Source organism: Parabacteroides sp. APC149_11_2_Y6, from assembly GCF_054506995.1.
Genome location: NZ_CP173709.1, coordinates 764,462 through 778,534 on the forward strand (window position 1 = coordinate 764,462; position 14,073 = coordinate 778,534).

At 40.1% G+C, this 14,073-nt stretch carries 12 protein-coding genes; 6 read left to right on the forward strand and 6 right to left on the reverse strand.

Going from position 1 to position 14,073, the window contains the following annotated elements; all coding sequences use genetic code 11:
• Window positions 1-16 precede the first annotated feature (16 nt).
• The 5 genes from ACGE0T_RS03120 to ACGE0T_RS03140 form a co-directional block, all read right to left on the reverse strand.
• Window positions 17-868, reverse strand: coding sequence for a DUF3298 and DUF4163 domain-containing protein (locus ACGE0T_RS03120; protein WP_459189083.1), 852 nt, complete (start codon window positions 866-868; stop codon window positions 17-19).
• A gap of 325 nt (window positions 869-1,193) precedes the next feature.
• A complete protein-coding gene (locus ACGE0T_RS03125; protein WP_459189084.1) occupies window positions 1,194-1,478 on the reverse strand; it encodes an HU family DNA-binding protein in 285 nt (94 codons plus the stop codon).
• Between the two features lie 112 nt (window positions 1,479-1,590).
• Window positions 1,591-3,480, reverse strand: a complete 1,890-nt coding sequence (locus ACGE0T_RS03130) for an InlB B-repeat-containing protein (RefSeq protein WP_459189085.1) — start codon at window positions 3,478-3,480, stop codon at window positions 1,591-1,593.
• A gap of 869 nt (window positions 3,481-4,349) precedes the next feature.
• Window positions 4,350-4,640, reverse strand: coding sequence for an HU family DNA-binding protein (locus tag ACGE0T_RS03135; protein WP_459189086.1), 291 nt, complete (start codon window positions 4,638-4,640; stop codon window positions 4,350-4,352).
• Window positions 4,641-4,755: 115 nt separating this feature from the next.
• Window positions 4,756-6,624 carry an InlB B-repeat-containing protein gene (locus ACGE0T_RS03140; protein ID WP_459189087.1) on the reverse strand — a complete coding sequence of 623 codons (1,869 nt, stop codon included), beginning with the start codon at window positions 6,622-6,624 and terminating at the stop codon, window positions 4,756-4,758.
• Window positions 6,625-7,739: 1,115 nt separating this feature from the next.
• On the opposite strand from ACGE0T_RS03140, the gene ACGE0T_RS03145 reads away from it, so the two are divergent.
• The 6 genes from ACGE0T_RS03145 (at window position 7,740) to ACGE0T_RS03170 (ending at window position 13,837) form a co-directional block, all read left to right on the forward strand.
• Window positions 7,740-8,546 carry an FAD:protein FMN transferase gene (locus ACGE0T_RS03145; protein WP_459189088.1) on the forward strand — a complete coding sequence of 269 codons (807 nt, stop codon included), beginning with the start codon at window positions 7,740-7,742 and terminating at the stop codon, window positions 8,544-8,546.
• Entirely contained in the window at window positions 8,543-9,865 is a 1,323-nt protein-coding gene (locus ACGE0T_RS03150) for a Gfo/Idh/MocA family protein (RefSeq protein ID WP_459189089.1), read from the forward strand. Before ACGE0T_RS03145 ends, ACGE0T_RS03150 begins: the two co-directional genes overlap by 4 nt.
• A 2-nt stretch (window positions 9,866-9,867) precedes the next feature.
• Complete coding sequence (locus ACGE0T_RS03155) at window positions 9,868-10,098, forward strand: hypothetical protein (protein ID WP_459189090.1); 231 nt, start codon at window positions 9,868-9,870, stop codon at window positions 10,096-10,098.
• Window positions 10,099-10,208: 110 nt separating this feature from the next.
• Complete coding sequence (locus ACGE0T_RS03160; protein ID WP_459189091.1) at window positions 10,209-10,760, forward strand: RNA polymerase sigma-70 factor; 552 nt, start codon at window positions 10,209-10,211, stop codon at window positions 10,758-10,760.
• An 83-nt stretch (window positions 10,761-10,843) separates the two neighbouring features.
• Window positions 10,844-11,797: a glycoside hydrolase family 43 protein gene (locus tag ACGE0T_RS03165; RefSeq protein WP_459189092.1), complete on the forward strand. Its 954-nt coding sequence runs from the start codon at window positions 10,844-10,846 to the stop codon at window positions 11,795-11,797.
• 51 nt (window positions 11,798-11,848) lie between these two features.
• Entirely contained in the window at window positions 11,849-13,837 is a 1,989-nt protein-coding gene (locus ACGE0T_RS03170; protein WP_459190410.1) for a beta-L-arabinofuranosidase domain-containing protein, read from the forward strand.
• On the opposite strand, the gene ACGE0T_RS03175 is transcribed toward ACGE0T_RS03170, so the two are convergent.
• On the reverse strand, window positions 13,738-14,049 hold the full coding sequence (locus tag ACGE0T_RS03175) for a hypothetical protein (protein WP_459189093.1): 312 nt from the start codon (window positions 14,047-14,049) through the stop codon (window positions 13,738-13,740). The two genes, ACGE0T_RS03170 and ACGE0T_RS03175, sit on opposite strands and share 100 nt — an antisense overlap.
• Window positions 14,050-14,073 lie beyond the last annotated feature (24 nt).

Consider the following 14,073-nt stretch of genomic DNA (forward strand, 5'->3'; position numbering starts at 1 on the left):
CGTTTGAGATGTTGTTTCAATTATTAATAAACGGAGCGATAATGCTATCCTTTTTCAACAAATGCTGTATATCCTTATAAGGAAGGAACACATTGATTGTTCCCACTACATAAGCGGCAATTTCATATTCGTTGAAAGTATAGTTAATACCGTCTTCCTCAATTAATATATTTCCGTTGGGGAAAATTTCATCCACACTGAAGAATCCCAGATTTTCCAGATCTTTGGGATTTTCCACCTCATTTTGCTTGGCAATATGATCGGTCAATATTTTAGCCAGTTCATCCTGGTAGTTTTCTACGAAAATCTCTTCCTCTGTAATCGGGTCGCCGGTATTCAGGTTGATAGAATGATTATTGGCAGAATGTGAACCATGCGCTCCACCTGTATAGTTTTCGAAATATACAGTAAAACTGAGGATATCGTTTTTATTGAGTGCAATTTTGTCGGACGACATTTCATAGTAGGAATACCAGGCTTCTACCGGGGCATCTTCTTTCTTTGTCAGTTCATCCTTGAAATCTTTTTCCAGGTCTTTGTATGCATTCAGGTAATCTTCCGTGTATTTAGCAATTGCATCTGCAGGAGCTAAAGTCTCATAAGTCTCTCCGAAATAAGCCAGTACAAACTGTTTTTGAACATTCTTCAGTACCTCTTTATTCGTATATTTAACAGGATATACGAAATTCATTTGGAGGTTGCAGTTCGGGTTGTCCTGATTTTCCAATAAATGGTAGGTTTTATCTACCTGGATTGAATCGAACGTAATATTGTTTTCAGCCACTTGTTTCGTTTTCGGGTTACAGCCTGCCGCAAATATTCCAATAAGAAAAACTGCGATAACAGCTTTGTACAATTGTGTATTCATCGTAATTACGGATTTAATATTTATGATGCAAAGATAAAAACATATTATTTAGGAAAACGCGATTTGCCAAAAATAATGCAAATAGCATAGGCCTAAATATTTATGTTTTTTAGATGCAAATGAGATAAAGTAGAATTTACTAAGTATGAACATCTTTCCGGTCAAAGTATATAAAGGATTCGTCAGCCCCCTATAAACGGAAAATGGCAACCATCCATACAGATAGCTGCCATTTAACACTGATTGTGAAAATGTGGAAATACCCGGACTTCACAGTCGGGGCACTTTCCTTTTATTTGGTAATGTGATATCGTTAAAGCTCTGGTTAACTTTTGTCCTGATTCAGTTTCCCAAGAAGGATTTTTCCCGGTCGGAACTTGATACTCATTTTTGATGGTATCATACATTTCTCCCCCGTCTTGGGATTGTGTCCTTTCCGCTCTGTCCGTTTATATAGATAATAGGAGCCGAAGCCTTGCATAATCAAGCGGTCGTCTTCCTTGAATACATTGGCAAGTTCCTCATTAAACGCATTGAGGAAATATGAAATTGTATGGGGAGGAAGAGACATATGCTTTGACATCCGTTTTATGAATTCTGTTTTGTTCATATTAATCCCTTAATTTTTTTAAGCTCCATTTTCTAATGAAATTGGAACAATTATAACTGAAAATGGAGCATATCAAATCGATATAATTTGATGGGCTATTTGCCGATCTTTTTTATTCTTGAATACACCGAACAGAACCACCTAGGCCACGGGATTCCTTGTCAAAAATAGGGTTAGCAGTAGATATAAATACCTTTGTTGCATAAGTAGAGTTTAACCAAACTGATGATGTCCAATAGTAGCCACGTTCCCCCTGTTTATTGGAACTGCCGTTAGAAAAGAGGCGGTGGCCCGCAGCAGACAAAACGAACTTCTGTTCACTTTCTGTATCTGCACCATCGATAGCCAGTAATTTATTTGTATCATCCCAATTCTTAGTTACAGCAGTGTTTCCTATACCGATTACCTCCCATTCAGAGTGTGTCGGAACACGCCAACCTTCAGGACAAGGATCGGTCTCCGTTTTAACAGGATTTTCCTCAGTGCCACTATTCCATAACTTCTGATACCAAGCATCAGCATCAGCTACCATTTCTTCAGCAGAAGGATTATCCTCATCTTCTGCGAACCTCAACCAATTGTTTTGGAGATTAGGATTAGAAGAACTAGTTACAATAAACTTATCGTTCAACAGATTCATATCGCTTAAATAACCTTCACCTGTAGGGAAAACATTTCCTGTATAATTCTCACTATCTAATGTCTCTTGTTTGTTGGTAGCCCTCACACCTGACTTACGTCCCCACTGGAATAACTGACCGCAAGACTCGGTGACATCTGTATCTGCAGTATTTGGTACTGATTCCGGCATTTTAGTCGCACCCACATTTAGCGGAGCCCAAAAGACTGTTTTACCATCAGTCGTCTTCATCATTACCGGTTTGTACTCTGTATTATAATAGTTCGGACGGCTCTTGATGGTTATTACTTCTGCATCTTCAGGATTGCTGATATCGCTAATGCTTACATAAATATCCAAGGGGACATTCAGAGTCTGAACAGGCGTTTTGATATCCACTCCTATTTTATTATTACTTACGGCAGCACCCGCAACCAGGATTTCATTCAGTTTATCTTCACCTCCAATGGATTTGGCATGTTTGTCGTGTGCAACCATCACACTGTTGGGGGTTATGGTATTTGCACCTAATACGTCAAATGAAAGAGTACCGCTCTTTTTTGCGTTTGTAATGTCCAACGTTTTAGTTTCTGGATACCATATGACGCCGGTTCCTGCCAAGGCTGATGTACTGAAGTTCTCCAAAGCAATTTCAGACTTTATCCATTTCGCATAAAGGGTTATATCACCGGTAACCGGAGAATTAAAATCATATACTACCTGTTTTTCCGCATCGGAATACCAGCCTCTGAACTTAAAGCCTAATTTTTGAGGATTGGCCGGCATAGTCAATTTCTCGTTGGCTTTAACAGAAGTGTGTTCCATTTCATTACCACCATCGGTATCGAATGTTACGGTATATACAGCTTCACCGGGATTGGACCAACGGGCATACAATGTGATGTCTCCATTCACTACGTCTGTTGCAAATTCCCATGCGCTTGTATAAGCGGCATCTTTATACCAACCTAAGAAACTACAATCTTCTTTGATTGGGTTGGTCGGTTTCGCCAATTTGTCTCCTTTATTAACAGTCAAGGGTTCCACCTCGCTTCCTCCCTGTGCGTCAAAGGTTACGACACAAGCCTGAGCCGCTTCAACCCATTTGGCATAAATCGTTACATTACCCATTACAGTTTCCTTGTTAAAGTCCCAAATCGTTGTACAAGCAGCTTCCTTGTACCAACCGGAGAAGATATAATTCTCTTTTGTCGGGTCTTGCGGTTTTGTTACCTTTTGGCCTTCCACCACCTTCAAGGCATCGATATTACTTCCTCCCTGTGTGTTGAATGTTACGATGTACTCTGAGATGACTGGATCATCCTTTTTACAGCCTATGACGATTACCATCATAAGCAACATCAATGAAATTAATTTTCTCATGATTTAAAATAATTAGTTTGTTAATTAATGAATATAAAGTATACATGATACAATCGTATTTTTTTTATTGTATAGGCACGTAAGTAACACCTCTTCAATCAGGGTGTAATATAGATTTATATGTAGTATAAGAACTGCATACGTGGTATATATCTTGTTATTAATATCCCTTACTCCCTTTAGTTTGTTGTTGTAATATTTATAAATTCCCTTTGTATAATACAAGTTATTAAAACGACTTAGTTCTATCTGAACTTTAATAAAATGAACTAATTAACATTGAATATTAAGGAGTATAATAAAATGAATAAAATTAAATGTTTGATATTTCAGTATAAATAAACATCTTGTATATATCATAATGATGGTTAACACAAGGTGTTAAATATAAAATATGTAGTAAATAAAACTGTTAAATTGTTTGGATTAAAAAAATATCATATATCTTTGCAATGTGAATTAATAAGTAGGGAATTAGTTCAGATAGAACTATGGAAAAAATCTCGTTTAATCATTCTTATTACTTCTATTAAATCTTTTGATTTTCAATAATAATACATAAAACAGTTCTGTCCACTTAAACTGTTTATCATCTTTTTAACTCTACAATCACTTCATTTTTCATACCTCTGGAGATCAAGGCAATCATTACATTTCGTCAATCTCTGTAAACATAAAATGGCAACCACCCTACAGATAGCTGCCATTTAATACTGATTGCGAGATTTTGGAAATACCCGGGCTTCACAGCCGGGGCGCTTCCCTTTTATTTGGTAATGTGATATCGTTAAAGTTTCGGTTAGCTTTATTAATCAACAAACTTTATTTCAATTCTTTTTTGGGTGCATTCCCGATATAAGAAATATTCTTCATAGAGAATTCTTGTCCTGATTCAATTTCTCAAGAAGAGTTTTCCCCGATCGGAACTTGATACTTGTTTTAGATGGTATCACGCATTTCTCTCCGGTCTTCGGATTATGCCCTTTACGCTCTGTCCGTTTATATAGATAATAGGAGCCGAAGCCCTGCATGACCAAGCGGTCGTCTTCCTTAAATACATTGACGAGTTCCTCGTTAAATACATTGAGGAAACAGGAAATCGTATGGGGAGGAAGAGACATACGCTTTGACATCCGTTTTATGAATTCTGTTTTGTTCATATAGATTTTTTGCTATAAAATCTCCACCTTTCTACTAATAGTAAGAAAGGTGGAGTATAATTAAATCAACTGGTCGGCAATCGAAGAATAACCTTAGTTAATTCGCCGACCTTTTTTATTCTTGGATGCAACGCACCGAGCGCCCGCCGGTACGGATGTCCGTGTTTGTGGTCAGCGTGGCATCACTGAAGCGCACGCTGTTACACTTGATATCGCCTGACCGAACCGATGATGACCAGAAGGCGCCGCCTTTACCCTGATTGCCGGGAATGCCGGTATCACCGCCACGGCCGCCCGTAGCAGGCAAAACGAGCTTCTGCTCACCTTCCGCATCTGCACCAGCGATAGTCAGTAATTTATTTGTAGAATCCCAATTAGTTACAGCAGTATTGATTGCCTTCCACTCGGAGATTGTCGGAACACGCCAACCATCAGGACAAGGATCTGAATCGGTTTTAATAGGATTTTCTTCAGTGCCACTATTCCACAACTTCTGATACCAAGCATCAAGCAGCATATCTTTTCCTTCAGGATTATCCTCATTTGCAACAAACCTCAACCAATTACCTTGGAGATTAGGCTCAGAAGAACTAGTTAGAATAAACTTACCATCCCACCAATCCATATTGTTTAAATAACCTTCACCTGTAGGAAAAACATTTCCTGTAGTATTCTCTTTATCTAATATCTCTTGTTTGTTGGTCGCCCTCACACCCGATTTACGTCCCCACTGGAATAACTGACCGCAAGACTCGGTGACATCTGTATCTGCTGCATTTGGTACTGATTCCGGCATTTTAGTTGCCCCCACATTTAGCGGAGCCCAAAAGACTGTTTTACCATCAGTCGTCTTCATCATTACAGGTTTGTACTCTGTATTATAATAGTTCGGACGGCTCTTGATGGTTATTACTTCTGCATCTTCAGGATTACTGATATCGCTAATGCTCACATAAATATCCAAGGGAACACTCAGAGTCTGAACAGGAATCTTGACATCCACGCCCATTTTATTCTCTACAGCAGCACCCGCTACCAGGATTTCATTTAGTTTATCTTTGCCACCAATGGATTTAGCATGTTTGTCGTATACTGCCACCACACTGTTAGGGGTTATGGTATTTACACCTAATACGTCAAATGAAATAGTTCCACTCTTTGTTGCGTTTGTAATGTCCAATGTTTTAGTTTCAGGATACCATATGATGCCGGTTCCTGCCAAGGCTGATGTACTGAAGTTTTCCAAAGCAATTTCAGACTTCATCCATTTGGCATAAAGGGTTATATCACCGGTAACCGGAGTATTGAAATTATATACTACCTGTTTTTCCGCATCGGAATACCAGCCTCTGAACTTAAAGCCTAATTTTTGTGGATTGGCAGGCATTGTCAATTTCTCATTGGCTTTAACGGAAGCAGGTTCCATTTCATTGCCTCCATCCGTATCAAACGTTACGGTATATACAGCTTCACCGGGATTAGACCAACGCGCATATAAAGTGATGTCTTCATTCACTACGTCTGTTGCAAACTCCCATGCACTTGTATAAGCGGCATCTTTATACCAACCTAAGAAACTGCAATTTTCTTTTGTAGGGTTGGTCGGTTTTGCCAACTTTTCGCCCTTATTAACAGTCAAGGGGGCTACCTCGCTTCCTCCTTGTGCGTCAAAGGTTACGACACAAGCCTGAGCGGCTTCAACCCATTTGGCATAAATCGTTACATTACCCATTACGGTTTCCTTCTCAAAATCCCACACTGTTGTACAAGCAGCTTCCTTGTACCAACCGGAGAAGATGTAATTCTCTTTTGTAGGGTCTTGCGGTTTTGTTACTTTTTGTCCTTCCACCACCTTCAAGGCGTCAATGTTACTACCTCCCTGCGTGTTGAACGTTACGATGTACTCTGAGATGACGGGGTCATCTTTCTTGCAGCCTACGACGATTACCATCATAAGCAGCATCAATGAAAGTAATTTTCTCATGTTTTTTAATAACTTAGTTTATAAATTGTATGAATATAAAGTATACATAATACAATCGCTTTTGCTTTATTACTCATCATATGTGGATATGTGAATAACAATTCTTTCATCAGGGTAAAAATAGCTTTTCATGTGGCATGAGAACTATATGTATAATATAGAGTTTGCTATTTAATTATCCCCTTGTTTCTTTATGTTTGTTACTATATTGTTTATAAAACCCTTTAGTTAATACGGGTTATTAAAACGACTTAGTTCTACTAGAACTTTTATTAAACAAATCTATTATCATTGATTATCAACGTGAATAGATATGAAAATAGAATTAAATATTTGATATTTCAGTATAAATGAACTTCTTATAAATATTATAATGCTGGTTAATGCAAAGCATTAAATACAAAATATATAGTAAATAAATTCACCAAATTGTTTGGATTTATAAAATATTATATATCTTTGCATCAAGAATTAAAAAATAGGAGATTAGTTCTAGTAGAACTATGGGATTTCTTTCTATTAAAAACCATATTTTTTAATATCAAATTGTCTGATTTTCAAAAATAATAGACGAGGTGTTGTTATTGCTTTTAAAATTATTATTCTCATTGAAATTTCATTCAGGCATTATTTTTTCATAAGACAGACGGAATTGTTATATACAAAGCCACTCCACCTTCACAGGCAGAGTGGCACAATAACAAATTTTACAATTAATGTATAACTACTATTTCTTTCTCTATGCGTAGCAAGTCAGTAGGTTGAGATAAGACCTTTGGTCACTAAGAACCAATACACTCATGTATCATTTTAGGGAAGGGTGTCGTCTAACAGAATGATACCTGCATATATATGCTGTCCCGGAATATTCATAGTTATGGTTTTCCAAAATCATAACTATGAATTGGAAAAACCATAACTATGAACGCAAAAAACGGACTTCTTTTAATAGTGTGTGGCGTTAACAATGAAACTATTGATGAAATAATATAAAAATAAAGCATATCCTGTTTTTTTCAATTACTTAATGCGCTATCTTTGTCGCGAATAAAATGAAAATCTGATATCATGTGTACGCACACCTGATTCAGTAAGGTATCAAAAGAATCTAATTTATGTCTTATTCTAACTATTATGCTGTCTCCGGGCTTTTTCACGGGGCAATGTCGTCAGCCATGGGAACACAGTTGGATGTATTGCTTTTAGGGAAGGAACCAAAGTTGTTGGGAGAAGCATGGAATGAGGTGGAAACCGAAGTCAGGCGGTTGGACAGGATGTTAAGCCGTTTTGTTGCAGATGGCGAAGTTGCGTTGGTGAACAGGGATGCCGGACATTTTCCTGTATCTGTAAGCGATGAACTTTGGGCTATTTTGCAGGAATGCCGCCGGTATTATGAGTGGACAAACGGTTGTTTTGATATTACGATGCAGGATTTCAGCCGGATACTCTTGTCGGATGCCGATAAAAGTGTTTTTTTCTTTTCGGAAACCATGCAGATAGATTTGGGAGGATATGGGAAAGGCTATGCACTGCAAAAAATACAAACGGTGTTGAAGCGGAAAGGAGTGACGGATGCGCTTGTTAATTTTGGTAACAGTTCGGTGCTTGCCTTGGGCAGTCATCCTTGCGGAGCGTATTGGCCGGTCAGTATAAATAATCCTTATACGCAAAAATGGCTCGCCGATTTTAAGTTGAAAGACTGCTCCCTGTCTACTTCAGGGAACATGCCTTCAAATCCCAGGCATATCATTAATCCGCATACCGGTTTATATGTGGAAGATAAACGAATGGTTTCGGTGATTGCTGATGACCCGCTTGTTGCAGAAGTGCTGACAACGGCTTTTATGATACTGCCCGACGAGCAGGTGGATACGGTCGCCGGGAAATTTGATATTTATGAGAAACATCTATATACATTATGAGTAATGAAGATATTTCAGCCGGCTTAAGCCGCCGGGATTTTTTTAAAAACATAGGAATGATAGGAGGGGGAGGACTTCTTTTGTCTTCGTTCCCCTGGCTTCAGTCATGTAATGCCGATGATAAAAAACGGGTAGCAAAAGAGAAGGTACGGATTGGCTTTATCGGGACAGGTTCGCGCGGGCAATATCACCTGAATAATATGAAGGAAATTCCAAATGCCGATGTTGTGGCTCTCTGCGACAATTACGAACCGAACCTAAGAGCGGCATCAGCCATTTACCCGAAAGCAAAAACGTTCGATGATTACCGGAGAATTCTCGAAATGCCGGAGGTTCAGGCTGTAATGATAGCTGTACCCTTATATGAACATGCCCGTTTAACGATAGATGCCTTGCAGGCAGGTAAGCATGTATTTTGTGAAAAGTCGATGTCTACAACACCCCAGGGATGCCTGGATATGTATAATGCGTTTAAACAATCCGGTAAAGTAATGTTCATCGGACAACAACGCTTGTATGACCCCAAATATATCCGTGCGATGGAAATGATACATTCCGGTGTTATCGGGGAAATCGGAGCGGTCCGTGCTTATTGGTTCAGGAATAATGACTGGCGCCGTCCTGTCCCTTCTCCGGATTTGGAACGGAAAATAAACTGGCGTCTGTATAAGGAATATTCCGGAGGATTGATGACGGAACTTGCCACTCATCAGTTGCAGGTTGGCAACTGGGCGTTGAAAATGATACCCGAAACAGTAATGGGTTCCGGTGATATTGTTTATTGGAAAGACGGGCGTGAAGTGTATGACAATGTGAGCCTGATCTACCGGTATCCCAATGGGGTGAAGATGAATTACGAGTCTGTCATTTCCAATAAATTCTATGGACTGGAAGAGGAACTGCTTGGCAGTAAAGGGACTATGGAACCGGAAAAAGGCAAGTATTATTTCGAAGAGGTGAAACCGGCGCCGGGTATCCAGCAACTTATCAACCAGATTGAACATAAGGTATTTGATAATGTTTCCTTTGCCGGACCGAGCTGGGTTCCTGAAACGGCATCCGTAAATAAAGGGGAAATGATTATGGATCATGTTACTACTCATAGCGGGGAATCTTCTGTAGGTGCAGTAGGCGACGGCTCGATGGAATTGGTAACGGCTTTCTGTGAAGCGGCTATAACCGGAAAACCTGCCCCTAATCTGGTAGAGGAAGCCTATTACTCCTCCGTTCTGGCCTTATTGGGCTTGCAAGCGATGGAGGAAGAGCGGGTTATTCATTTCCCGGACGAATATAAAATACCTTATTTAAATTTTGCATAAATATGAAAGATATCCATATATCGGTCAAAAGGCAGAAGCTGGAAATAAAGATATTCTGTGCTTGTATCCTTCTTGCCTGTCTGATGAATATTATATCCATTTTGTCCTATCAGACCGAATGGTCCGAATTGTGGACACAATCTCTCTGGATGCTGGTGATAGCCTGCATTCTTTATGGTTTGTCCATCTTATTGCGTTTGCTGTATTATGGGGTACGCAGCCTGAAACATTAGCACCTGAAGAGTTTGCAGTTGGAAACTAAATGATACATATTTTAATTAATATAAAATATTTGTCTATCTTTGGGGCGGAGAATTAGATATAATCAGGTTAAGAAATGTAGATGGCGTCCAATAATGATGACATATTATTGTTAAAACTGATAAAGCAAGGAGATGAACTGGCATTTAAGCATTTGTTTTATCAATATGTGGATTCACTGGAACGTTTTGTGATGTATTATATTCACGACAGGGAGAAGTCTCAGGATTTTGTACTGGACATTTTTACTTATATCTGGGAGAACCGTAAAGATTTTGAGATCAAGCTGACTTTGAAAGCTTATCTTTTCCAGGCTGCACGGAATAAGGCTTTTACATATATCCGGGATAAGAAAGTACCGGTTTATCTGGAAGATGTAGGAATATCGGAAGTATCCCAGGATTATAATCCGGATATAGAAGTGCAGGAATTGCACCGTCTTATACAGGAAGCTGTTAATCTTCTGCCGGAAAAGTGCCGGGAAATTTTTAAGAAAAGCCGTGAAGAGAGTTTTACCAACAAGGAAATAGCCGAACAACTCCATATTTCAGAAAAGACGGTTGAGGGACAAATAACTATCGCGCTACGGAAAATCAGAACCCATTTAGGAGATTCTTATTCTTATTTGTGGTAAAAAATGCTTGCGGATTAGGGGATACGTACCTTTTTTGCGTCTATCTTTGTAATGGAAATCAGTATAATTTAATTCTCAATACCATGAAAAAGTATTTACTATCTTTTTGTGTCGCTTTTCTATTGTTGTTATCTTTCCCTGCTGCCGGGCAAAATATTTTTATGGCAGACCCTACCATTTTTGTAGACAACGGAACTTATTATTTATATGGTACGGGAGGAAACTCTAACGAAGGATTTCAGGTTTATACATCCAAAGATTTGAAAACATGGGAGGGACCTTGTGGTGCTTCCGACGGATATGCGTTGAAAAAAGGGGATGCATTCGGAACGAAAGGATTCTGGGCTCCTCAGGTTTTCCGTTATAACGGGAAGTATTATATGGCTTATACAGCGGATGAATTTATAGCCATTGCTTCATCCGATAGCCCGTTAGGTCCTTTCCGTCAGAAAAAAATCGCCAAATTGCCAGCGGATACCAAACAGATAGATCCCTACGTGTTTTTTGATAAGGACGGAAAAATCTATTTATACCATGTACGGCTGACAAAAGGAAATCGTTTGTTTGTAGCTGAAATGAATAAAGACCTTACGGGTATTAAGAAAGGGACTTTAACCGAATGTATTGCTGCCGTAGACGATTGGGAAAATACCCAGCGTGTAGAATGGCCTGTTTCGGAAGGCCCTACCGTTATTCGTGAAAAGGATACGTATTATTTTTTCTATTCAGCAAATGATTTCCGCAATATTGATTATGCTGTAGGTTATGCCACCTCCGATTCTCCCTATGGCCCTTGGAAAAAACAGGAAGGAAACCCTATTATCAGCCGCCGGCTATTGGGACATAACGGAACAGGACATGGTGACATTTTTATTGATAATGACGGTGTTATGAAATATGTATTCCATACACACAATTCAAATAGCGTAGTAGGGCCGAGGCGTACTGCAATTATAACAATGAAAGCAACTGAAAAAGACGGCAAACAAGTATATAGTGTATTGCCTGAAACTTTCTATTTCCCTCATAGCAAGTAAAAAAATCAGAATATAAATAAACGTATGAAAAATGTACTTGTCTTCTGTACAATGGCTTTAGTGGCATGTACCGGACCGAAAAGTAATGAAGTAGAGGTGGTGGACCGTCCTTCGACGGCTACCCGCAATGAATTTTATGTAAGCAACCGCGCTCCCTTGCAGCCGCAGCAGTTTATTAAACTACCTGCCGGGACAATCCAGCCGGAAGGTTGGCTGAAACGCCAGCTGGAACTGCAGAAGGAGGGTTTGAACGGTCATTTGGGCGAGATTAGCGCCTGGTTGCAGAAAGAAGATAATGCCTGGCTGAAGACCGGCGGTAAATGGGGATGGGAAGAAGTCCCTTACTGGCTACGTGGCTATTCGAACCTGGCTTATATCATGCAGGATAACCTGATGCTGAATGAGTCAAAGTTCTGGATAGAGAATATTCTGAAGAGCCAGCGGGAAGACGGTAACTTTGGCCCTGTCCACCTGAATGATGGCAAACAGGATTTCTGGCCGAATATGATTGTTCTTTGGATTATGCAGTCTTATTATGAATATTCCAACGATCCGCGTATTCTTGATTTTATGACACGTTATTGTGATTATTTGCTTACAGTTCCGGATGAAAATTTCCTGTCCAGTTATTGGGAAAACAGCCGTGGCGGCGATAATCTGTGGAGTGTCGCCTGGTTATATAACCATACCGGTAATGAAAAATTATTGTCGTTGGCAGAAAAAATACACCGTAATACTGCAGACTGGACCAAATCTACCCAACTGCCTAACTGGCATAACGTAAATATAGCCCAGTGTTTCCGTGAGCCGGCTACTTATTATATGTTTACCGGTGATTCGGCAATGCTTGCCGCCAGCTATAATGTACAGAGCCTGGCGCGTCGTACTTTCGGACAGGTTCCGGGTGGCATGTTCGGAGCTGACGAAAATGCCCGTACCGGCTTCTTTGACCCTCGTCAGGGAACGGAAACTTGTGGTTTTGTAGAACAAATGGCCTCGGATGAAATCATGTTGCAGATATCCGGTGACCCGTATTGGGCCGAGAATTGTGAGGATGTGGCTTTCAATAGTTTTCCGGCTGCTTTGATGCCGGACTATAAGGCGTTGCGTTATATCACAAGCCCGAATCATGTATTGAGTGATTCAAAGAACCATCATCCGGGTATAGACAACAGGGGGCCGTTCCTGTCCATGAATCCGTTTAGTAGCCGTTGTTGCCAGCATAACCATGGCTTCGGATGGCCTTATTATGCAGAGAACCTGATATTGGCAACCCCGGACAATGGTATGGCTGCCGTATTGTATAGCGCTTGCAATGCAAAAGTAAAGGTAGGTAATGGCACTGAAGTTTCCATCCGGGAACAAACAAATTATCCGTTTGAAGAAACGATTCGTTTTACATTGCGAACTTCGGAAAAAGTGGATTTCCCTCTTTATCTGCGTATCCCTGCCTGGTGCAAGCATGCTTCTGTTTCTGTAAACGGAAAGAATCTGAATGCGGATTTGGTTGCCGGTAAATATGCCAAAATCTCCCGTGAGTGGGAAGATGGGGATGAAGTGGAGCTGGCAGTTCCGATGGAAATCGGTTATCGCCAGTGGCAGGTGAATAAAAATAGTGTCAGTGTGGATTATGGCCCTTTGACATTGTCGTTAAAGATAAAAGAAGATTACCAACAAAAAGACAGTAAAGAAACTGCAATCGGCGATTCCAAATGGCAGGAGGGAGCTGACGCCTCTGCATGGCCTACTTATGAAATTTATCCGGGTAGCCCATGGAATTATGCGCTACAGTTAGGAACTCCTATCACTGTTGAACGTAAAGACTGGCCTACCGATAACAATCCGTTTACTTTGGAAAATGTTCCATTGGAATTTAAGGCGAAAGGTCGTCTTGTACCGGAATGGAAAGTTGACGAGTATGATTTATGCGGCGTATTGCCTTATGAAGATGCCCGCAAATCCGACCGGTTGGATGAATTGACTTTGGTGCCGATGGGGGCGGCACGTTTGCGAATATCCTCTTTCCCAACAACGGAATAAAAAATAAAAACGGTATAAATCTGATGGGATATTGGTAACCGTCCGCAATAACGTATTGAAGCCTGCAATGCCTTTTGAAAACCTTCAAAAGAGACGGTTACGCCTAAAGCGTCTGCACCTGCTGTTTGGATTTGCAGTTCGATGGCGCGTCCTGCCGCCAGCCATTCGTTGTTTCGTAGCCTTGATTTGTTAATCGTTTGAATTTTTGCCATGTGAATCATGTTTTAAATGGATGT